At 44.1% G+C, this 18,964-nt stretch carries 22 protein-coding genes and 1 pseudogene; all 23 read left to right on the top strand.

The annotated features are described in order from the left end of the window. Nucleotides 1–20 precede the first annotated feature (20 nt). The 23 genes and pseudogenes from rpsS to NUW02_00605 all read left to right on the top strand — a co-directional run bounded on the left by rpsS (nt 21) and on the right by NUW02_00605 (nt 18,845). Complete coding sequence (rpsS, locus tag NUW02_00715) at nt 21–368, top strand: 30S ribosomal protein S19 (protein MCR4274561.1); 348 nt, start codon at nt 21–23, stop codon at nt 366–368. Nucleotides 369–447: 79 nt separating this feature from the next. Further along, nucleotides 448–852 carry a 50S ribosomal protein L22 gene (rplV, locus tag NUW02_00710; protein ID MCR4274560.1) on the top strand — a complete coding sequence of 135 codons (405 nt, stop codon included), beginning with the start codon at nt 448–450 and terminating at the stop codon, nt 850–852. 39 nt (nt 853–891) lie between these two features. Continuing rightward, on the top strand, nt 892–1,551 hold the full coding sequence (rpsC, locus tag NUW02_00705) for a 30S ribosomal protein S3 (protein MCR4274559.1): 660 nt from the start codon (nt 892–894) through the stop codon (nt 1,549–1,551). Nucleotides 1,552–1,681: 130 nt separating this feature from the next. Next, on the top strand, nt 1,682–2,104 hold the full coding sequence (gene rplP, locus NUW02_00700) for a 50S ribosomal protein L16 (protein MCR4274558.1): 423 nt from the start codon (nt 1,682–1,684) through the stop codon (nt 2,102–2,104). A gap of 38 nt (nt 2,105–2,142) precedes the next feature. Further along, nucleotides 2,143–2,337 carry a 50S ribosomal protein L29 gene (locus tag NUW02_00695; GenBank protein MCR4274557.1) on the top strand — a complete coding sequence of 65 codons (195 nt, stop codon included), beginning with the start codon at nt 2,143–2,145 and terminating at the stop codon, nt 2,335–2,337. Between the two features lie 94 nt (nt 2,338–2,431). Next, complete coding sequence (gene rpsQ, locus NUW02_00690; GenBank protein MCR4274556.1) at nt 2,432–2,683, top strand: 30S ribosomal protein S17; 252 nt, start codon at nt 2,432–2,434, stop codon at nt 2,681–2,683. Between the two features lie 111 nt (nt 2,684–2,794). Beyond that, nucleotides 2,795–3,166 carry a 50S ribosomal protein L14 gene (rplN, locus tag NUW02_00685; protein MCR4274555.1) on the top strand — a complete coding sequence of 124 codons (372 nt, stop codon included), beginning with the start codon at nt 2,795–2,797 and terminating at the stop codon, nt 3,164–3,166. 133 nt (nt 3,167–3,299) lie between these two features. Further along, nucleotides 3,300–3,503, top strand: a pseudogene (gene rplX / locus NUW02_00680) (50S ribosomal protein L24). Nucleotides 3,504–3,636: 133 nt separating this feature from the next. Further along, nucleotides 3,637–4,209 carry a 50S ribosomal protein L5 gene (gene rplE / locus NUW02_00675; protein ID MCR4274554.1) on the top strand — a complete coding sequence of 191 codons (573 nt, stop codon included), beginning with the start codon at nt 3,637–3,639 and terminating at the stop codon, nt 4,207–4,209. A gap of 151 nt (nt 4,210–4,360) precedes the next feature. Continuing rightward, the gene (locus NUW02_00670; protein ID MCR4274553.1) at nt 4,361–5,209 is read left to right on the top strand and encodes a hypothetical protein; all 849 of its coding nucleotides are present in this window, start codon (nt 4,361–4,363) and stop codon (nt 5,207–5,209) included. 228 nt (nt 5,210–5,437) lie between these two features. Next, a complete protein-coding gene (gene rpsN / locus NUW02_00665; protein ID MCR4274552.1) occupies nt 5,438–5,707 on the top strand; it encodes a 30S ribosomal protein S14 in 270 nt (89 codons plus the stop codon). A gap of 51 nt (nt 5,708–5,758) precedes the next feature. Further along, a complete protein-coding gene (gene rpsH, locus NUW02_00660) occupies nt 5,759–6,151 on the top strand; it encodes a 30S ribosomal protein S8 (protein ID MCR4274551.1) in 393 nt (130 codons plus the stop codon). 136 nt (nt 6,152–6,287) lie between these two features. After that, on the top strand, nt 6,288–6,821 hold the full coding sequence (rplF, locus tag NUW02_00655) for a 50S ribosomal protein L6 (GenBank protein ID MCR4274550.1): 534 nt from the start codon (nt 6,288–6,290) through the stop codon (nt 6,819–6,821). A gap of 88 nt (nt 6,822–6,909) precedes the next feature. Continuing rightward, nucleotides 6,910–7,257, top strand: coding sequence for a 50S ribosomal protein L18 (gene rplR, locus NUW02_00650; protein ID MCR4274549.1), 348 nt, complete (start codon nt 6,910–6,912; stop codon nt 7,255–7,257). 131 nt (nt 7,258–7,388) lie between these two features. Further along, the gene (locus NUW02_00645; protein ID MCR4274548.1) at nt 7,389–8,087 is read left to right on the top strand and encodes a 30S ribosomal protein S5; all 699 of its coding nucleotides are present in this window, start codon (nt 7,389–7,391) and stop codon (nt 8,085–8,087) included. A gap of 45 nt (nt 8,088–8,132) precedes the next feature. Continuing rightward, nucleotides 8,133–8,582: a 50S ribosomal protein L15 gene (rplO, locus tag NUW02_00640; protein ID MCR4274547.1), complete on the top strand. Its 450-nt coding sequence runs from the start codon at nt 8,133–8,135 to the stop codon at nt 8,580–8,582. Between the two features lie 15 nt (nt 8,583–8,597). Beyond that, entirely contained in the window at nt 8,598–9,872 is a 1,275-nt protein-coding gene (gene secY, locus NUW02_00635) for a preprotein translocase subunit SecY (GenBank protein ID MCR4274546.1), read from the top strand. Nucleotides 9,873–10,078: 206 nt separating this feature from the next. Then, on the top strand, nt 10,079–10,375 hold the full coding sequence (locus tag NUW02_00630; protein ID MCR4274545.1) for a hypothetical protein: 297 nt from the start codon (nt 10,079–10,081) through the stop codon (nt 10,373–10,375). Nucleotides 10,376–10,618: 243 nt separating this feature from the next. Then, nucleotides 10,619–11,014: a hypothetical protein gene (locus NUW02_00625; GenBank protein MCR4274544.1), complete on the top strand. Its 396-nt coding sequence runs from the start codon at nt 10,619–10,621 to the stop codon at nt 11,012–11,014. A gap of 222 nt (nt 11,015–11,236) precedes the next feature. Beyond that, complete coding sequence (locus NUW02_00620; GenBank protein MCR4274543.1) at nt 11,237–11,809, top strand: nucleoside monophosphate kinase; 573 nt, start codon at nt 11,237–11,239, stop codon at nt 11,807–11,809. 50 nt (nt 11,810–11,859) lie between these two features. Next, on the top strand, nt 11,860–12,630 hold the full coding sequence (map, locus tag NUW02_00615) for a type I methionyl aminopeptidase (GenBank protein MCR4274542.1): 771 nt from the start codon (nt 11,860–11,862) through the stop codon (nt 12,628–12,630). 4 nt (nt 12,631–12,634) lie between these two features. Then, nucleotides 12,635–16,054, top strand: coding sequence for a hypothetical protein (locus NUW02_00610; protein ID MCR4274541.1), 3,420 nt, complete (start codon nt 12,635–12,637; stop codon nt 16,052–16,054). Nucleotides 16,055–16,085: 31 nt separating this feature from the next. Continuing rightward, nucleotides 16,086–18,845: a type IV secretory system conjugative DNA transfer family protein gene (locus tag NUW02_00605; GenBank protein ID MCR4274540.1), complete on the top strand. Its 2,760-nt coding sequence runs from the start codon at nt 16,086–16,088 to the stop codon at nt 18,843–18,845. The last annotated feature ends 119 nt before the right edge of the window (nt 18,846–18,964 follow it).

Here is an 18,964-nt window from a genome sequence, read left to right as displayed (position 1 = left end):
GAGGCCGATTTTTATTCACTATGACACGGTCACTCAAAAAAGGACCATATCTCAACGTTCGCCTTATGGAGAAGGTTGCGAAGCAAAAAGCCACAGATGGCCCTATTAAGACGTGGGCACGCCCAAGTGTGATTTCACCCGAGATGGTTGGGTACACATTTGCCGTTCACAACGGTAAGTCATTCATTGATGTGTTTGTAACGGAGGAAATGGTGGGTCACCGTCTTGGTGAATTTTCACCATCAAAAACATTTAAGCGTCACGGAGGTCAAATGCAGAAAGCACTTGATACAGCAAAGAAGGATGCCGAAATTACAGCAGCTAAATCAGCAAAAACTGCAGCTGATGCAACAGTGGCGAAGAAGTAAGCATGTACCACAAGACATGTAACGTGTAACAAAAATACTCATCCAACCTCTAACATCAAACTTCCAACCCCCACTTTATATGAAAGCGTACTTGAAAAATTACCGCCAGTCACCACGAAAAGTTCGCCTTGTTGCGAACTTGGTTAAGGGTAAGACGGTTGCACGTGCGCTTGTCCTTTTGAACGCTACACAGAAACGAGCGACAGGTCCTCTCGCAAAAATGATTAACTCCGCAGCTGCAAATGCAAAGACACACGGTGTTACAGATACAGGATCTTTGGTTATAAAAGAATTTCGCGTTGATAAGGGTTTGACAATGCACCGATCACTTCCACGTGCCCAAGGTCGCTCATCAAAGATTGATAAGCACTCAAGTAATATTATTTTAACTCTTGCAGTACAAGAGTTAAAAAATGACAAAGTTCAAAAAACAAATGTCAAAAAGAGCGCATCAAAAAAGACAGTAAAGAAAACAGTAAAATAATTTGAAATTTGATATTGTAACTTTGAAATTAATTATTATATGACACATCGAGTACATCCATTTGCACACCGTCTAGGTATCTTGCGTGATTGGCAATCACGATGGTTTGCTCGTGCGGGTGAATATCAAAAGTTTCTCCGAACCGACGTGTTACTTCGTCGAAAAATTACACAGCTTACGCGTATGATGTATGTGAGTGGTGTGGATATCGAACGACGTAACTCACAGTTGCGTATCGTCATCAAAACATCTCGTCCCGGTCTTATCATTGGACGTTCTGGTGAGGGTATCGCAAAACTCAAGAAAGAATTGGACACGTTTGTTCTTAAGAACAAACTTGCAAGTGCGGACACACTCAAACTTGAAGTTGAAGAAATAAAATCTCCCGAATCGCACGCGGCAATTGTGGCTGCGATGGCAGTTGAAGGAATTGAGAAACGAACACCATTTCGTCGTGTGTTGAAACAGACGGTTGAGAAAGTTATGGCAAACCGTGACGTACAAGGAGTCCGTATTCATCTTTCAGGACGTCTCGGCGGATCTGACATGGCACGCCGTGAACAGATTAAGCGTGGGCGTATTCCGTTGCAGACATTCCGTGCAGATATTGATTATGCACATGATGAGGCACACATTCCACAAGGTCAGATTGGTATCCGTGTGTGGATTTACCGTGGGGATATCTTTGACAAGAAATAAGCACGAATATCGAAGTACGAAACTCGAAACAAGCACAAAGTATGAATGTTCAAATGTTTAAAACCCCAACACTCATGATTTCGAATTTGTTTCGGATTTCGACATTCGGATTTCGAATTTAAAAAAATATATGTTATTTCCTAAAAAAGTTAAATACCGAAAGTGGCAAACCAAACGCCAAAACCCCAAGAAGGTTATTACTGCAACACGTGGAGCAACACTTGCATTTGGTTCTTTTGGTTTGAAGGCAATGTCTTCATCACGAGTTACCTCAAATCAGATTGAAGCATCTCGTCGTGTTATACGCCGAGCCCTTGGTAAGAACGGAAACCTTTGGACACGCGTGTTTCCAGACCGACCCTACACAGCAAAAGGTGCAGAAGTAGGTATGGGTAAGGGAAAAGGAGATCCAAAAGGATTTGTTGTTGAAATTTTCCAAGGACGCGTTTTGTTTGAAGTAGACGGTGTGTCTGAAGAGATTGCGCGAGAAGTGTTGCGCAAAGGTGGTGCAAAAATGCCACTGAAAACAAAGATTATGACACGAAGCCGTTAGCTTGCGGAGAGTAGATGCGCACTGTAGTATACCCGAACATGACCAAAACAACTGACATACAAAAGAAAAACGATACTGAACTCATGGTTCTTATCGCTGAGAAGCGAGAAGCACTACGGCAAGATAGGTTCGCAATGTCAGGAAGTAAAGGCCGTGATGTGAAGAAGATGCGAGAGAGTAAGAAAGATGTTGCCCGCGCGCTTACAGAACTTACGAGTAGAGGCAATAAATAACAAATGACAAATGACAAATGACAAATAGCAAGTAGCAAAAACTATACTAAACTAAAACCAATCACCAACCTCAAACTTCCAACCTCCACTTTATATGGACACACAAGAAATAAAACAAAAAACACTCGTCGGCATAGTTGTGTCAGATAAAATGAAAGACACTATTGTGGTGCTTGTTGAGCGTTACATCAAAGATCCAAAGTATGGAAAGTATGTAACCAAGCACAAGAAGTTTAAGGCACACGATGCTGGCAACACAAAGCACATTGGAGACAAGGTAACGATTGTTGCAACACGGCCAATTTCAAAAGATAAACATTTCAAAGTAATGGATGTTAGAAGTTAGGAATGAGAAGTTGGTCATTGGTTTGACCGTTAGGAAAAACAAACCAAATCCAACCACCAAACAAAAACTAATCACTAACCACCAACTACTAACCCCCAACCCCTATTATTTATGATTCAACCACGTTCAATTGTTGTGATAGCTGATAACTCCGGAGGAACTCTCGGACGTGTATTCAAAGTGCTCGGTGGTTCAAAGCGCCGTTACGCAGAGATTGGAGATAAGGTGGTTATTTCAATTCAAGTTGCACAACCTCGTAAGGCAACAAAAAAGAAAGACGTCGTACATGCGGTGGTTGTTCGTCAGACAAAGGCATTTCGTCGTAAAGATGGTTCGTACGTTCGTTTTGATGAAAATGCAGTTGTGCTTGTTGATAAGATAAAGCCAGAGCCAAAGGCAAACCGAATCTTTGGCCCCGTTCCACGTGAACTCGCCGACCACGGTTTTCAAAAGATTGTTTCAATGGCACCGGAAGTGGTATAAGAATAAGCACGAATATCGAAGCACGAAGCTCGAAACAAGCACAAAATATGAATGTTCAAATGTTAAAAACCCCAACACTCATGATTTCGAATTTGTTTCGGATTTCGACATTCGGATTTCGGATTTAAAAAATATGCACGTTAAAAAAGGAGACAAAATAAAAGTATTGACGGGAAAAGATAAGGGTGCCACGGGCACGATTCTTCGTGCGTTGCCAAAGAAAGACATGGTTGTTGTTGAAGGAATTAACAAATCAAAACGACACCAGAAAGCACGCAAGGGAAGCCAAAAAGGACAGATTATTGAGAAGTCGATGCCGTTGCACGTTTCAAATGTAAAGAAGATATAAGTACGAATATCGAAGTACGAAACTCGAAACAAACACAAAGTATGAATGTTCAAATGTTTAAAACCTTAGAAATTAGATATTGTTTCGGATTTCGATATTCGGATTTCGGATTTAAAAAGATATGCTTACCGTAAAAGAAAAACAGAATAAAGCATTTGAGGCCCTCAAAGAAACACTGGGTGTAAAAAACCCGATGGCCGTTCCCCGTGTTTCCAAGGTCATTGTGTCTGTTGGTACGGGTTCAGCAAAGGACAAAAACAAGATTGAAGTGATTCAAGACCGTTTGATGAAGATTACCGGACAGAAACCAGCTGGACGTGTTGCTAAGAAATCAATTGCATCATTTAAACTTCGCGAAGGACAAGTGATTGGATACCAAATTACACTTCGTGGTGACCGCATGTACGATTTTCTTGACCGCCTCATCAACATTGCACTTCCTCGTACCCGCGACTTTCGTGGTATTGAGCGCGATTCTATTGATCCGATGGGAAACATCACAATTGGTATTAAGGAGCACACTATTTTCCCTGAAACAGCTGACGAAGAAATTCGAGATGTGTTTGGTCTCGCGGTAAGTATCGTAACGACTGCAAAGAATAAAGAAACAGCAGAGAAATACCTTGAATACATCGGCATTCCCTTTAAGAAAGCGGGAGAAGTGAAAGCAAAGAAGACACCAGCTAAAAAATAACTCTCCGCTCGTCTCATATTTTGTAGAAGCACGAAAACCGCCAGCAGGCGGTTTTCTTCGTAGCTTGACTTGTGTGTCTGTGTGTGGAGAATAAACGGCGGATCGACCCGTCGCTCAAACATCGAGCGACACTATAGAAAGGAGATCCACCGTGAAAAAAGAGTTGTTGGTCATTAGTACGTGGGAGCAGTTCGAGGAGTGCTGGCAGAGGGTCAGTACGGAAGCGGAGGCCATAGGCCTGCTCTACGCCTGTGGCAGTCTTTGGAATGACCCGCCCATCGAAGGGGATGAGGAAGGGCGTCAGTTGTTCAAAGACAAGGCCCGCTTTCTGCTCAATGTGTTTCGCGAAGTTGGTGAAGAGGGCAGGGTCGCGGACACAGCACGCAGAGTCATCGCTTCAGATGAGGTTTTGGGCAAGACCTACCTGCTTTCTCGAGACGAAAAGGAAGAAGGGTCGGCCATTCTTCGTAATGACCTCATTTCGTTCTTTGGGGTTGTGCACGAATGTCTGCTACGTCCTCCGTACCCGTCTCGAATCCAGCAGTTTCTCTGCAAGGAATTTCACACCTGGAGAGAAGCGATATCCATGCTTCTAGTGGGTCCTAGGACGAACGGGCGCCCGTGGCACTTCCACTATCAGGAATCAGGGCCACTGGTTCGAGCACTTGCGCTTTGGGGTTCTGCCGATATGCTCACGTTTACCGGTGGAACTCGGCTACCATCCGAAAAGGAAAAGAGCAGGAAGATTTCTGAACGAGATCAAGCGTCTCAGATTCTCCACTACCTTGAATTTGTGTCGGATGAATTGTTCGGGAAATACAAGGAACAGTGGTTGATAAACAGCCTTGCCGTTGGGGCTCTCCTCGGTGGTGGTAAGCACAAGACACCAAGAGACCTTCGTGATGAGGAAGAGCGACGGCATCGAAATCGGCTCATAGCCCAATCCCTGTTGTGGTGCCGAATTGCTTCGGCAAAGGGCAGACAATCCTGGTCAAAGTAGTTGTTCTTTCCGCCCCGCCGGCGCACTTTGTGCTAGCGGGGCTTCTCTTTTTCTTGCCCTTTTTGGAGACTTCTGGTAGTATGGTGGGGCTTCTAAATAGGGAGCTTGTCCTCTCAGAGCCAATAGGCGCCGGAGGAGACCACCGCCTCGTTATCTGTCAGCCGGCCAATTCGTCCGAATTGGTCCATGGACACATCGAGAGGCAGAATTTTTTTTGGAAAAAAGTATATGGCCCGAAAAGCAATTATTGCACGAGACAAAAAAAGAGCAGTGATGCAGGCAAAATCCGCTCCAAAGCGAACTGCATTGAAAGAGGCCCACGATTACGAGGGTCTTCAGGCATTGCGCAAGAACGCATCTCCAGTTCGAACAAAAAACCGTTGTTTTAAATGTGGTCGCCCACGAGGATACATGCGCGAATTCGGTCTCTGTCGTATTTGTTTCCGCGAACTTGCAAATAAAGGAATGATTCCAGGTATTAAGAAGGCATCTTGGTAATTTTTTGCTTACTACTTTCTACCTACTACTTTCTACATACTACTTACTACCATGACCACCGACCCACTCGCAAACTTCATAACAGCTCTTCAAAACGCAGCACGTGTTGGTGTTGAGACCGTCTCTGTTCCGCACTCACGTCTTAAAGACGCTGTTGCAGTTGTTCTCAAAAAAGAAGGATACCTTGCAAACGTTGACCACAAAGGAAAGAAAACAAACAAAATTGAAGCAACGCTCGCATTTGATGAAAACGGTGACGCACTCATTCACGGAGTAAAACGTCTTTCAAAACCCTCTCGTCGTGTCTACATTGGCTCAACAGAAGTGTACCCAGTGAAGAACGGCTATGGACACCTCATTCTTTCAACACCAGAAGGCGTTATGACTGGTCAGCAAGCTCGAAAGGCGAAGGTTGGAGGAGAAGTGCTTTTTATGATCTGGTAGAAGATAAGCACGAATATCGAAGCACGAAGCTCGAAACAAGCACAAAATATGAATATTCAAATGCTTAAAACTTTAAAATCTATAACTTCGAATTTGTTTCGAATTTCGATATTCGTATTTCGAATTTAAAAATAGTATGTCCCGCATCGGCAAACAACACATTACAATTCCCCCAAAAACAGAAATTACTGTTGTTGACGGTAGCGTTGTCGTAAAAGGACCACTTGGTGAATTACACCGAACGTTCAAGAGCGACATTTCCATTTCTGTTGCAGATGGCGTGGTGACACTTGCTCCAAAGGAGCATCCAGAAATGTGGTCAGCATTGTGGGGAACATACGCATCACACATCAAGAACATGGTTGCGGGTGTCAACAAACTCTACGAGAAAAAACTTATTGTTGAAGGAGTTGGGTACCGCGCAGAAGTGAAAGGAAAAGATTTGGTCATGCAACTTGGTTTTTCACATCCTGTTGTTCTCCCAATTCCTGAAGGTCTTACGCTCACTATTGAGAAAAACACACTCTCCCTTTCTTCTATAGACAAAGAACTTCTCGGACAATTTGCTGCAACAATTCGTTCCCAAAAAGTGCCAGAACCATACAAAGGAAAGGGAATCCGATACTCTGACGAAGTGGTTCGTCGTAAGGAAGGAAAACGAGCAGCGTAGAGTAAGGGGAAATAGCAAATGACAAATAGCAAATAACAAAGAAAACAAAAACCAACTCCCAACCTCAAACTTCCAACTTCAACTTTATATGAAAGCCCCAACAAAAAAAGAAAAACGAGTTCGACGACAAGGACGTATCCGCGCGAAGATTTCTGGTACATCAGTACGCCCACGTTTGGCTGTGTTTAAATCAAATCGATTCACAACGCTTCAAGTTATTGATGATACAAAAGGAATGACGCTTGTTGCCGGTACGACAAAGGGAATGAAGAAGGGAACTGCAAAAGAAAAAGCATTTGAACTCGGAGAAATTGTTGCAAAGACATCACTTACAAAAAAGATTACAGCTGTAGTATTTGATCGAGGAGGATTTGCATACACGGGTGTCATTAAAGAAGTTGCAGATGGTGCACGTAAAGGAGGATTAAAGTTCTAAAAAAAGTACAAAACACGAAACAATATCAAATATCAAATTTCCTGCCTGCCGGCAGGCAGGCAAATAACCAAACTAAAACTAATCACTAACTCATCCAACCTCTAACCTCAAACCTCCAACTTCCATTATTTATGCCCGACGATATTCGTACAAAAGAAAACGAGATTGAAACAACAGAGGTCGCTGTTGTGGAGGACACACTTGCTGCCGACATTGAGGCAGACGTTGTTGTAGTGGCTCCAAAAGGAAGTGCGCCAGTAAATGCATCACGTGAAGACCGACGTATGCAGAAAAATTCTCGTCGCACTCCTCGCGGACGCGCACCCCGTATTAAACCTGAATTTGATCAGCGCATCATTGATATTCGCCGTGTGACTCGTGTGGTTGCTGGAGGACGTCGTTTTAGCTTCAGCGTGTGTGTTGTTGCGGGAAACCACCGTGGTGCCGTTGGTGTAGGCACAGGTAAGGCGGGCGACACAGCACTTGCAGTAGAGAAGGCATACCGAAGCGCACTCAAAAATAAAATTGTTATTTCACAAACTGAAGACGGCTCAATTCCACACGAAGTACAAGTGAAGTACAGTAGTGGTATTGTAAAGCTTTATCCAGCACCAGGACGCGGTATTATTGCTGGAGGTGCAGTACGTGATGTGCTTGAACTCGCAGGAGTTCGTGGTGTTGGTGCAAAGATTCTTTCTCGTAGTAAGAACAAACTCAACAACGCAACCGCAACAATTAAAGCACTCTCACAACTCACGAAGAAAATTAAGACGCACAACGTACAAAAACCAAAGCACGAAGCACGAAGCACGAAGCACGAAACAAATTAAATATTCTTTCGGATTTCGATATTCGAATTTCGGATTTACACAACTATGCAACTCCACAATCTCAAAAGAAAAACAGTACACAAGACCGGCAAACGCGTTGGTCGTGGTGGCAAGCGTGGTAAAACGTCAGGACGTGGAACCAAAGGACAGAAGGCACGCGCAGGACACCGCATTCGCCCAGAGTTTCGTGACATGATTCAGAAGCTTCCAAAGCGTCGTGGATACGGTAAACACCGCGCAGACAGCATAAACGACAATCGTCGCAAGCCTTTTCCAGTAAATCTTTCAGTTCTTGAAGCAGTATTCAATGCGGGTGACACTGTCACTCCACAGACACTTGTTGCAAAGAAAGTGCTTCGTGCACGTGAGGGTAATAATCCAATTGTTAAGATTCTTGGTACGGGAGCACTCACCAAGAAGCTTGTTGTTTCCGGTGTTACTGTCTCAGCCACCGCGCGCGAAAGTATTGAAAAGGCAGGAGGTTCGGTTGCATAACGCACATTGTTACGTATGATGAAAAACTTTGTACAAAAATTTTCCATTATTATGGGGGATCGCCAATTGCGAACTCGCATTCTTTTTGTTATTGCAGGACTCGCACTGACGCGCGTGTTTGCCGCAATTCCAATTCCAGGTGTTGATATTAATGCGCTTTCTCAGTTTTTTGCAAACAATCAATTTTTCGGTCTTCTCAACCTTTTTTCAGGAGGAGGACTTTCAGGTCTTTCAATTGTGATGCTCGGAGTTGGTCCATACATCACTGGTTCAATCATCATGCAGTTGCTCACCATTCTTTCACCACAACTCAAGGCGATGTTTCATGAAGAAGGGGAGGCGGGACGACGTCGTATTGCACAATACTCTAGGTTGCTCACTGTTCCACTTGCCGCCCTCTCTGCATTTGGATTTATTACACTACTCCAACGAAACGGGGTTATAGGTGATCTCTCATCTTTGTCACTCATCACCAACATTATCGTGATTGTTGCGGGCTCGGTACTCCTCATGTGGGTTGGTGAACTTATTTCTGAATTTGGCATTGGTAACGGAATGTCACTCATCATCTTTGCAGGTATTGTGTCACGTATTCCAAGCGCATTACAAACAACCGTATTTTCATTCACACCCGAACAGTTGCCAATGTACCTCGCCTTTCTGGTTGTTGGACTCATCATTGTTATTGGTGTTGTGATTGTAACAGAGGCAGAACGACCAATTCCTGTTACCTACGCAAAACAAATTCGTGGCAACAAAGTATACGGAGGTGTGTCAACATACCTACCACTTCGCGTGAACCAAGCGGGTGTGATGCCAATCATTTTTGCGCTTTCCATCCTCTTGTTTCCAGGTATGATTGCAAACTTTCTTGCGGGAGTTGCTAATCCAATCGTGCAGAAGATGGTTGCTGGCGTGCAGTGGTTTTTGAATAATGGGTGGTCGTACGGTGTCGCGTACTTCCTTCTTGTGTTTTTGTTTACGTATTTTTACACCGCGGTTACCTTTGATCCAGATGCCATTTCAAAGAATCTTCAGCGGGGCGGTGCGTTTATTCCCGGTGTTCGCCCAGGTCAATCAACATCCGAACACATTGCAAACATTCTCACTCGGTTAACCCTTCTCGGCGCTTCATTTCTGGGTGTTATCGCTATTTTGCCTCTCATTATGCAAGGTTTGACTGGCATTACCTCTCTTGCAGTTGGTGGTACAGGGCTCCTCATCGCCGTCTCGGTTATTATTGATTTGGTGAAAAAGATTGACGCGCAAGTGTCATTACGTGAATACTAGCTCTTCACTCGTCTCATATTTTTGAAAGCACGAAAACCGCCCGGTGGCGGTTTTCTCTTTCCGGCACCGCCGTGCCTACAAAGTCTTTCAAAAATAGAGACTCGCTTCGTACGACGCCCCGCCCAGACAATGTCTGGGCGGGACTTTAAATACAAGGACGTTTGGTTTGACTTTGCTTATCTAGAAGCGTATTGTCCTATCAGAATTTGTTTAACTATAGACCTTGGAAAAAGGAGAAGGAAATGCTATATCCAAAAGTAACCGCACAGAGCAACATTGGTATCGCGGGAACGCTTTTGGGTGGGCAGGAGGTTGTTTCTTCTGCTCTTGCCAACTGGCTTTTCGAGGGCGGTATGGGAACTCTGCATTTGAGTGTCCAAGATGAGGAGGGCAAGCAACACCACGCAATCCTTAGTTTGAAGAAGATCAAGAAATCGAGGACTCTGCGAGATAGGGGTGCTACTCGGAAGTTGATAATCGGAGTTGCCATCCTTTCCAAGTAGGGTCTGGGCTGTCCAAAGAGCCGTTTGCTCTCGGGCGGCTCTTTTGTTTCCAGTATCCGAGTGTTGGACACTCAGTGTCCAACACAACAGGACCGAGAAAGCGGGACGTTTGGTTTGACTTTCTTTGCAGATAAGCATAGTGTGTTGCCAGATTAACCCCGACGAGTGTTCGGGTAGCAGTACCAAACGGCCGGAAAGGCCTGCCGACAATCCTGTCGGTCTACTCCGGAAAGGAGAAGCGCCATGGTGCAGATTCGTGGAAAAGAAACACAGTTCTCGGTGCCGGAACGGCTTGGCCTGATGGTGCTTACTGCGATCATCAACCAGGATCGCGTCTTCGAATGGCGCATCGTGTTGCCAGTTGTGCTGGCGATGACCTCCACAGAAGAGGAATCTGAAGGAAGACAGTTTGTCGTCGTTTCCTTCAAGATTCCTGGCGGAGAAGTCGGAATGTGGTTCACGAAACAGAAGGATCCGCGGTGGCACTTTAAGGACGAGCAGTGGGTCGTTGTACGGGCTATTCGGCACAAGGACCGTGGTCCGCACCACACCGACACAGAATCACAAACATGGGGTGCCGAGGAGTTGCACAACATGAGTATGGACATCCCCACCTTTCAGGAGGAATCGATCCTGTAGGTATCCACCCGCCGCCCAACGAGCCGCTCGCTCTCGGGCGGCTCTTTTATTTACCTCAGAAACGTAAGGTTCGACCTTACGGACACAATTTCAATGTGACTTATGGCTACGGTCGTAACTATAAGTCACAAGCACTTCCGAGGTTAGCGAGGTTAAACCTCGCTTAGGCTCGCCCAGCACTAACCGTTTCTATTTGGGTTAGTGCTCGGGTATACTGAAGGCATGCAATATAACACCATCGTCATTCTTGGAAAGCCGGGTTCTGGAAAGGGAACGCAGGCAAAACTGCTTTCAGAAAAATTAGGATTTTCTGTTTTTTCATCGTCGGGACATCTGAAGGCGCTTGCACAGTCACATCCAGATATTGGTGCAGAGATTTTAAAAGATATGGACCAAGGAATTTTAGTTCCACATTGGATTGTGTCATATCTCTGGACTTCAGCAATGGTTACACTCGGTCATGATAAGGGAATTATTTTTGATGGTGCGGTTCGTGTACTTGAGGAGGCAAAATTATTTGATGAGGTGATGCGCTATTTGAAGCGACCGTATGTGGTTGTGTATCTCAACATTCCCGATGAAGAACTTCGTTTGCGAATTAAAGGACGAGCACAAGTTGAGACACGATCTGATGACAACGAAGCGATTATAACAAAACGTCTCCAAGAGTATCAAAACAACACACAAGGGTCACTGGACTTCTTTAAACAACAAGGAACGCTTCTTGAAATTGACGGTATGGGGACGATTGAAGAGGTGCAAGAAAAAATTGTTAGCGTACTGTCCAATAACTAAAAATAACGTTGTACCGATATATCGGTACAACGTTCATCACTATTGAAAATATGTCTCTCATTAAAACACCTGAAGATTTAGATTTCATCCGCATTGCGGGGAAACGTCTTGCTCGTATTTTGGATACCATTGGCAAAGCGGTTGCACCAGGTGTTTCTACACAAGAACTCAATGATATGGCCGAAGACCTTATTCGTGCGGGTGGTGACATTCCAGCATTTTTAAATTACAAACCAGCGGGTGCCCCATCTCCGTATCCAGCAACACTCTGCGTTTCAATAAACAACCAAGCGGTGCACGGTATTCCGAGCAAAGATAGAATTTTGAAAGAAGGAGATATTGTAAGTTTGGATACAGGCCTCATTCACAAAGGGCGAATAGCAGATATGTGCATCACAGTCCCCGTCGGTTCTGTAGATGCTACCGCCAAACGACTCATTGAAGTGACTAAAAAGGCGCTTTTCAAGGGTATTGATGTCGCGCGTGCAGGAGCGTATGTTAGTGCTATTGGAAATGTAATAGAGCCATATATCCTCAAGGAAGGATTTGAGGTTGTTGCTGAACTTGGTGGACACGGTACGGGGCACACAGTGCACGAGGAACCACATATTTTTCATATCGCACAAAAGAGCAAAGGGAAAAAATTAATGCCGGGGATGGTGATTACCATTGAACCAACGGTCTCGGAAGGAAGCGGTGAAGTAGATATTGCTGAGGACGAGTGGACATACAAAACAGTTGATGGTTCCCGAACCGCGCAGTGGGAACATACGCTCATTATCACAGATGGCGTACCAGAAGTTGTAACGATGTTAGAATAAACCTATGACATTTGAAGGACCACAGTTGCCTCAAGAACCTGCAAAAGAAAAAACTTTAAAAGAAGAATCTTTGACTACCCCAGAACTGGAGAATGAGATTCGAACTCTTCTGCAGGGGCTTGCAGAGGTGCGTGGACTAAAGGTTGGTGGAGATGGAAACAAAATCTCAATTTCTGCAGAGCTTACTCACGATCTTGCGGGTGAATTTGGTGTTGATGGATCACTAGAAAGTGATGGTCAGCGTCTAAAAGCGGGTGATTTTAAAGTTCGGGCAGGGATGGTTAAACGAGCACTGGTTACAAGAAAGCTTACTAAATATCTACCCGATCTTATTCCGGGTATCGTAAAATATCTTGAGAAAAAATTTAATGCTCCAATTAAGAAAATTAGTATCAATGCGGGGATACTCACCGTCTCTCTGGAAAAAGAGAGCGTTCCCGTTAGTCCAGAAACAGTGACACCAGTTTCTACTCAAGAAGAAGCCGTATCCGAAGAAGTTCCCACCGCGGTTAGTGTACCCGAAACAGTTAATACTGCCGTGATACCAGAAGAGGAAGGAGATAAGTTTGAAAGGATACATAAAAGTTTTCTCCAGCATTTTGATGAGACAAAAATAGAACCAACGGTAGGAGAAACGATAGTTTTGCCAAAAGAGAAACGGGAGTATTTGGACAGTCGGCGTATAGGAATAGAAAATGATGAGACGCTTTCTCGTAAGACAAAAGATGAGTTTTTGAAATTAACCGACGAATTAGAAGGAATTGAAACAGATTTTCGTACAAAAAAACTTTCCTCGGAAGAATTGAAGGAAAAGAGAGCAAGAAAAAGACATCTTTTGAGTATTCTTACGACGGGGGTAGAGGTTGGTATAACGAAAGAACAAATTGAGGGTGCGCACGATGCTGTGAAGGTTATCGCAGAAGCTCCTGCAAATCTACCAATTGAAGAAAAGCCAGAAAAATTTCCATCTGTGGCTAGATTGACACAGATAAACGAGAAATTTGAAAAAATATTTACAGGAATGAGGGCAGAAGATCTTGAAACAGTTCCTGGGTACAGTGAACTTACCATCGGGCAAAAAGCACTCGTACAAGAAAACCTGCAACAAATTATACTCGGTAAGATTAAGGAGGATGCTGCAGCGCATGGAGCAGAAGAAAATAAAAAGGCAGGATTTTTTGGACGATTTTGGCGTGGTATTACAAAAGGATACCAATCTGCAAAACTTGAAAAAGCAACAGCGCAGGATCTACAAAAAGCGGGTATAGGTGAATACAGGGATGTTATTGAAAAATTAGTAACTGGTACACGTGAAGTTGGTCTTGACGCTGTTTTTGACAAAGAAGGCACTCTTGAAGTTCTCTACACAAACGGAATACAAGCGGAAAATGAAGCAGAAGAAGAAACACTGCGCTCGTTCAATACAGCAGCCCATGTGTTTACAAATATTCCAACAGAATGGGCACGTGAGACCGCGTCTCGTTCAGAACGAAAAAAATATGAGGAAGCTGAAAAACAATTCATCCAAGCACGCGCCAATGCGCTCCTACTTCTCGAAGCAAAAAACGGTTCTGATAGGGTGACATTAGCCGAGCAGATGAACACCATATATGCTCGCGTACGTATGGACCAGCTATTTTCAACACATCCTGAAGCAGAGGCGCAAATACAAAAAATCACCGATGAAAAAGTGTGGGTACGTTCTCTCAAGGATATTGTAACTGAACGTGGTATTTATTTTGGTGCTGGTTTTGCTACTCGTGCGATGACGGGTGCGTTACTCGGAACACTCGGTCTTCCTCTTGCCGCCGCTGGTATGGGTGGTTTTATGGCTCGACGACGCGCGCAAAAAACACTAAAAGAGCAACAAGCAGGTGCACGCCGAGGTGTTGATGATACAAGTACAACTGCGGAAAATATTATTCATGTAGACGAATCAAAAAAGAAAATTAATCATCTCATACAACGTATAGAAAATGAAACCGATGAAGCCAAAAAGGAGACACTATTTTCACAGCTTGAGGAGCGCATTTACTACACCGAGAATAAAATATATACCAGCAAAATGGATTTTGGTACGTTTAATGACCGTCTCAAAAATCAACTAGATATTGTTCAAGCAATGAGCCACGCCTCTACATTTGTTGCTTCACATGAGGGTGTTGGTGATGCAAATCACAAAGCTGAACTAGAACAACGACTTGACGCACTCACCGGTCTGCATGAGGAAAAAATTAAAGACTCACAAAAGAAATTTCTCCGAGATCAAATGGTTCACGGTGCCATTATGGGTGCGGGCTTTAGTATGGCTGGTTACGTACTGCGACATTTTGCGCCAGATATGTTTGGTTGGCCAAAGCGGGCACCAGAAATGTTTAAATCAGTATCGGGAAATACAGAACTTTCAGAAAATGATATTGCAATGATTCCGTCCCGTGGGACGTTCCATGGTATTGGTCCACAAGACGAAATTGTCTATTCAAAAGATGCTGCAAGTACTGCAAACATTGCAGAAATTATTAAGTCAGCTCACCATGCCGACGCTGTTGAATCAGGTGTATTTGAATCTGCTCCACACCCAGAACTAATTGATATTGAACGTGGAGGAAATATTTGGAACTCAGCAAAAGAACTTGGAGAAAGATTTCATCTTGATAAAAAAGGATTTGCTGACGCGTGGTCTCATTCGGTGGCGCATCTTCCTGATGGTCGCGAGATACCAATTGCAGAACTCAACCTTGTTCATGAAGGGGACATTTTACAGTATGTTCCTGCAGGAAATGGGGAAGTGGCACATTTTGAATTTTCAAATACTTCAAGTATTAATTACAGTGACGTGCTCCATCCGGATAGCACACATGGGATAGAAAAAATACCCTCCTCAGGGTTTGAGGAAGGAATTGTTCCAAATAATGTTCCCGAAGACGTTGCTACAGAGATACCAGAAGATGTCGTCGCTAGCGACCTCGCAGGAAGCGTGGAGCAAGGGGTGAATGATACATCTACAGAATATACTGAAACGGCAACCTTACCCGAGGACACTACGGGCACTATAGAAAATCTTCCGTTCGAAGAACGGGAAGGGCTTGGACCTTTAGTATCAGATAACCTTTCTCTAGAACACTTATTGAGTCCTGAACATATCGAACATGAGATGAATCGTGATATGCGTGCGATATTTGGAACGCTCAAAGAAGAATGGTCAGAGTGGACACAGTGGAAAACAATGGATGCTCGTAAGGTTCTTGAGAAAATGCAATTTCCCGATGACACTCCAGCCAAAAAACTCCAGCATTACCTCATGATGCTTTCACGAGACTCAGGCCTGCGTCCTATTGGAGGAATCTTTAGGGGGGAAGAAACTACAGAGGCTTTCATTAGGCGTGCACTTGCTGTCGTTATCCAACGTGAGAATGTAGGATAGGTTGGTATAGATGCGCTATACTAAAGTGCATATGGAGACGTTCTCTTTGACACCTGAAAAAAAGTTCACCACACCCAATGAAGAGGTGAATTTTTTGCGTGAACGACTCAAACAACTTGAAAAAAATGTAGATGCAGGAACACACGAGCTCTCTCATCCAACGCCAGAAAAAGAAGTCATACACACATATGCTGGGCATGCGCCAGAAACAGTGCTTGCGAAAGGTCACGAGATGCTGAAGCCAGAAATTGATGCCGTTGTTTTGGACCTTGCCCCAGAGGAGCACGATACCATTATTGCTGAACTTCTCTCGGTAATGCAGGAAAAGGGAATACGTAATGCGCTGTCTATTGTTGAAAAAATGGATAATCCGCACGTTGAAGACGACTTTCATCGTTTTTTATCCGAATACTTAAAAGAAGGATATATAACAAAAGGTATCAAAGAAGGCGAACCACTCTGGAAGGCGCTCCACATGACGCTCCTAGAGGTAACGCTCCCGTTTGATGCCAAGGATGCAAAGGAGCACCAACGCCCGCTTAAAGAGCTCCTGTCATCAATGGAACAACTCTACGCCGGCGCACTCTCAGTTGCGTCAGAAAAAGGTTCAAAGAAAAAGTACTTCTCTATTGAACTTGCTGTTGAAGCGCACCTTGAACACGTCACGCTCTATATGTCGGTACCAACGGAAAAGAAAGATATTTTTGAGAAACAGTTGCTCTCTATTTTTCCACAAGCGCGTGTCGCCGACCGCAAAAATGATTACAATATTTTCTTTCCAGAAGGTAAAACCGCCGGCTCTATTGCTGCATACGCACGGCCGTATATGCTTCCTCTCAAAACACATGAACATTTTGATTACGACCCACTGACGATTCTTTTGTCGGCGTTTGGAAAGTTGTTGCGCGTTGGTGAAGGCGCTGCATTGCAGGTGTTGATTCGACCGGCAGAAACCGATTATGCGGACAAAATTCGAAAAGTGATAGAAAAAATGGCGAAAGGTACGCCGATGAAGGAAGCGCTTGCAGAGAAATCGGTTGTCGTGTCAGTTGGTAAAGAGGTGCACTCATTCTTTTTTGCGTCAAAAGAGAAAGAAGACAAGAAAAAAGAAAAAGAGCGCGAGCGACCAGTGGACGACATCACCATTGAACAGCTCAAACAAAAATTTAGCCAAACCATCGTTGAAACAAACATTCGTCTCCTTGCGTCATCAACATCACAAGTGCGCTCAGATGCAATTTTGTCTGAACTTGAGGCAACATTCAGCCAGCTTGAAGATCCGCGTGGAAACGCATTGAAGTTTACACGCTTCACTAAAACAAAACTCACTGGATTGGTAAAAGAATTTGCATTCCGACTTTTCTCCACAGATGAGATATTGCCCATGAATCTTCGTGAGCTCGCAACATTCGCCCACGTTCCTGCTGTGGGAAGTGACTCATCGCGTGAACTCAAACGTGCAAAAGCAGGAGGTTCTCCTGCACCAGTTGATTTGCCAACTGAAGGTTTGTTGCTTGGCGAAAACGTGTACGGTAACACCAAGACGCCAATTTACATGACGGAGGGAGATCGGTTGCGCCACTTCTATTGTATTGGTCAGACAGGAACAGGAAAGACGACGCTTTTGAAAAACATGATTATACAGGACATTAAGAATGGAGAAGGTGTGTGCATGATTGACCCTCACGGGACCGACCTTATGGAAGTACTCGCATCGGTTCCTCAAGAGCGTTTTGATGACGTTATTTATTTTGACCCAGCGTACACGGCACGTCCAATGGGACTCAATATGTTGGAATATGACCCCGCGTTCCCTGAACAGAAGACGTTTGTGGTGAATGAACTCTTTTCTATCTTCCAGAAATTGTACGGAGGAGTGCCTGAGAGTATGGGACCAATGTTTGAGCAGTACTTCCGCAATGCGACAATGCTCGTGATTGAAGATCCTGATACAGGCAACACACTGTTTGATGTGTCGCGTGTCATGTCAGAGAAAGCATTTCGTGATTTGAAACTCTCAAGATGTAAAAATCCTGTGGTTGTTCAATTTTGGCGTGAAGTTGCCGAAAAAGCGGGTGGGGAAGCATCTCTTGCAAACATGGTTCCGTACATCACGAGCAAATTTGACATCTTTCTTGCCAATGACATCATGCGTCCTATTGTGATGCAGAAACATTCGGCATTTAACTTCAGAGATATTATGGACAAGCGTAAAATTCTTTTAGTAAACCTCTCAAAGGGGCGACTTGGTGATATCAACGCAAACCTCGTCGGACTTATTATTGTGGGAAAAATTCTCATGGCCGCACTGTCTCGCGTTGATGCAGTTGGCAAAGGAGATGTTCCAAATTTTTATCTCTACATTGATGAATTTCAAAATATCACCACAAATTCAATCGCCACCATTCTCTCGGAAGCACGAAAATACAAATTGGGACTCAGTATTTTTCATCAGTACATTAAACAGTTGGATGAAAAAATTAAAGACGCGGTCTTTGGCAACGTCGGTTCCATGTGCTCCTTCCGTGTTGGTTCTGATGATGCTGAATTTTTGGAAAAACAGTTCGCTCCCGTGTTTACCGCAAACGATTTGATGAACGTAGACAACTTCAACGGATTCCTTAAGATGCTTGTTCGAAATAAAACAGAGCGACCGTTTTCAATCGCAACCATGTATCCAGAAAAACCTGATATGACGAAAGTAGATACCTTGAAGGAACTTTCCTATGCAAAATTTGGCCGTCCTCGCGAAGAACTTGAAGCTGGAATCAACGCAATGTATAAAATTTGATATTTGCCATTTGAAATTTGTCATTTGATATTTTCTAAGCCCCCTGCATACTACTTTCTACTTACTACTATTTTACTATTTGATATCCAAACTCGGGTGGCTAAAAGAGCCACTTTTTG

This window comes from Candidatus Campbellbacteria bacterium, from assembly GCA_024653945.1.
Lineage (GTDB): Bacteria > Patescibacteriota > Minisyncoccia > Phycocordibacterales > EsbW-18 > EsbW-18.
This window is presented reverse-complemented; position numbering and strand designations above follow the sequence as displayed.

Coding starts and splice junctions, on each gene's coding strand:
- rplV (MCR4274560.1), top strand. CDS start 448: ATGAAAGCGTACTTGAAAAATTACCGCCAGTCACCACGAAAAGTTCGC.
- rpsC (MCR4274559.1), top strand. CDS start 892: ATGACACATCGAGTACATCCATTTGCACACCGTCTAGGTATCTTGCGT.
- NUW02_00610 (MCR4274541.1), top strand. CDS start 12,635: ATGACATTTGAAGGACCACAGTTGCCTCAAGAACCTGCAAAAGAAAAA.
- NUW02_00625 (MCR4274544.1), top strand. CDS start 10,619: ATGGTGCAGATTCGTGGAAAAGAAACACAGTTCTCGGTGCCGGAACGG.
- rpsQ (MCR4274556.1), top strand. CDS start 2,432: ATGGACACACAAGAAATAAAACAAAAAACACTCGTCGGCATAGTTGTG.
- rplE (MCR4274554.1), top strand. CDS start 3,637: ATGCTTACCGTAAAAGAAAAACAGAATAAAGCATTTGAGGCCCTCAAA.
- rpsH (MCR4274551.1), top strand. CDS start 5,759: ATGACCACCGACCCACTCGCAAACTTCATAACAGCTCTTCAAAACGCA.
- NUW02_00695 (MCR4274557.1), top strand. CDS start 2,143: ATGACCAAAACAACTGACATACAAAAGAAAAACGATACTGAACTCATG.
- NUW02_00605 (MCR4274540.1), top strand. CDS start 16,086: ATGGAGACGTTCTCTTTGACACCTGAAAAAAAGTTCACCACACCCAAT.
- rplN (MCR4274555.1), top strand. CDS start 2,795: ATGATTCAACCACGTTCAATTGTTGTGATAGCTGATAACTCCGGAGGA.
- map (MCR4274542.1), top strand. CDS start 11,860: ATGTCTCTCATTAAAACACCTGAAGATTTAGATTTCATCCGCATTGCG.
- rplF (MCR4274550.1), top strand. CDS start 6,288: ATGTCCCGCATCGGCAAACAACACATTACAATTCCCCCAAAAACAGAA.
- NUW02_00620 (MCR4274543.1), top strand. CDS start 11,237: ATGCAATATAACACCATCGTCATTCTTGGAAAGCCGGGTTCTGGAAAG.
- rplR (MCR4274549.1), top strand. CDS start 6,910: ATGAAAGCCCCAACAAAAAAAGAAAAACGAGTTCGACGACAAGGACGT.
- rplP (MCR4274558.1), top strand. CDS start 1,682: ATGTTATTTCCTAAAAAAGTTAAATACCGAAAGTGGCAAACCAAACGC.
- secY (MCR4274546.1), top strand. CDS start 8,598: ATGATGAAAAACTTTGTACAAAAATTTTCCATTATTATGGGGGATCGC.
- rplO (MCR4274547.1), top strand. CDS start 8,133: ATGCAACTCCACAATCTCAAAAGAAAAACAGTACACAAGACCGGCAAA.
- rpsS (MCR4274561.1), top strand. CDS start 21: ATGACACGGTCACTCAAAAAAGGACCATATCTCAACGTTCGCCTTATG.
- NUW02_00645 (MCR4274548.1), top strand. CDS start 7,389: ATGCCCGACGATATTCGTACAAAAGAAAACGAGATTGAAACAACAGAG.
- rpsN (MCR4274552.1), top strand. CDS start 5,438: ATGGCCCGAAAAGCAATTATTGCACGAGACAAAAAAAGAGCAGTGATG.